Raw genomic sequence first — 1197 nt, 5'->3', positions numbered from 1 at the left:
GCATCGCTCAAGGCGATCGTCTCCGGGGTCAACCGCGCGATCCGCACGCGCGAGCGCTCGGGAGCCCTCGCCTCCGTCTGATCCGCAGGCGCTGGGCCCGCCTCGGGCTCAGCGCCTGCGGCCGGGGCGGACGATCGGGATCGTCGAGGTCTCGACCGCGACCTTGCGACGGTAGAGCATGCGCTGCTCGGGCAGCGACAGGTCGAAGAGCACGGCCAGAAGCCGGATCACAGACGTCACGATCGCACCTACGGTTGCGGCGATGACTATCGGAGCCCCGAGCGCATGCACCACCGCGAGGACGAGGCATCCCGCCGCCGCCGCGACCGCGTACAGCGACCCGACGTGGAGGATCGCCACCGGCAGCCCCATGATGACATCGCGCAGGATGCCGCCGCCCACCGCCGAGCAGACGCCCACGAACACCGCAGGCACGATCGGCATGCCGAGGGACAGCGCCTTGCTGGTGCCGAAGGCGCCGAAGAGTCCGATCGCGACGGCATCGAGCGCCACGATGGCGCCGTTGAGCCGCTGGAACAGGCCCGCCAGCAGCATGCCGAACAGCGCGGCGGCGGTGGCGGTCACCAGATACCAGTCGCTCTGCAGCGTCGCGAGCTGTGCGTTCAGCAGCAGGTCGCGGATGAGGCCGCCGCCCATCCCCATGACGATGCCGATGATGGCGACGCCCAGCAGATCGAGCCGGCGTTCCCCCTGGAACCCGGAGGCGAACAGCGCCCCCTGAATGCCGCCGAGCCCCACGGCGACCAGGTCGGCCCAGAGGGGAAGCGAGAAGAGCGGMTCGGTCACACGACCATTGTGGATGCCGACCCGCGCCGCGACCACCGGGGCGCGCGCCCGACCGCGATAATGGATCCGTGCCCACCTACCGCGATGAGATCGTGGTCCTTCGCACCCACAAACTGGGCGAGGCGGATCGCATCGTCACGATGCTCTCGCGGTCCCACGGCAAGCTCCGCGCGGTGGCCAAGGGCGTCCGGCGTACCTCTTCGCGGTTCGGCGCCCGGCTCGAGCCCTTCATGGTCGCCGATGTGCAGCTCTACCAGGGCCGCTCGCTCGACATCGTGCAGCAGGCGGAGTCGATCGGCGCCTATGGCGCCGAGATCGCCGTGCACTACGACCGCTACACCTCGGCGAGCGCCATGGTGGAGGCCGCCGACCGCCTGACCGAGGCGGAGG

2 protein-coding genes are annotated in these 1197 nt (G+C 70.5%); one reads left to right on the top strand and one right to left on the bottom strand.

Features of this window, described 5'->3' with window-relative positions; translation table 11 throughout:
* Positions 1 to 108 precede the first annotated feature (108 nt).
* Positions 109 to 807 carry a trimeric intracellular cation channel family protein gene (locus AC1DVT_RS20370; protein ID WP_477391233.1) on the bottom strand — a complete coding sequence of 233 codons (699 nt, stop codon included), beginning with the start codon at positions 805 to 807 and terminating at the stop codon, positions 109 to 111.
* A 68-nt stretch (positions 808 to 875) separates the two neighbouring features.
* Between AC1DVT_RS20370 and recO the strand changes: the two genes are divergently transcribed.
* Positions 876 to 1197, top strand: a 322-nt coding sequence (gene recO, locus AC1DVT_RS20365) for a DNA repair protein RecO (RefSeq protein WP_477391231.1), incomplete at its 3' end; no start/stop codon positions are given.

The sequence above is a fragment of the Microbacterium sp. P2_F9 genome, assembly GCF_056403635.1.
Note: the sequence above shows the minus strand (reverse complement) of the source record. Positions and strands in the feature narration are given on the sequence as shown.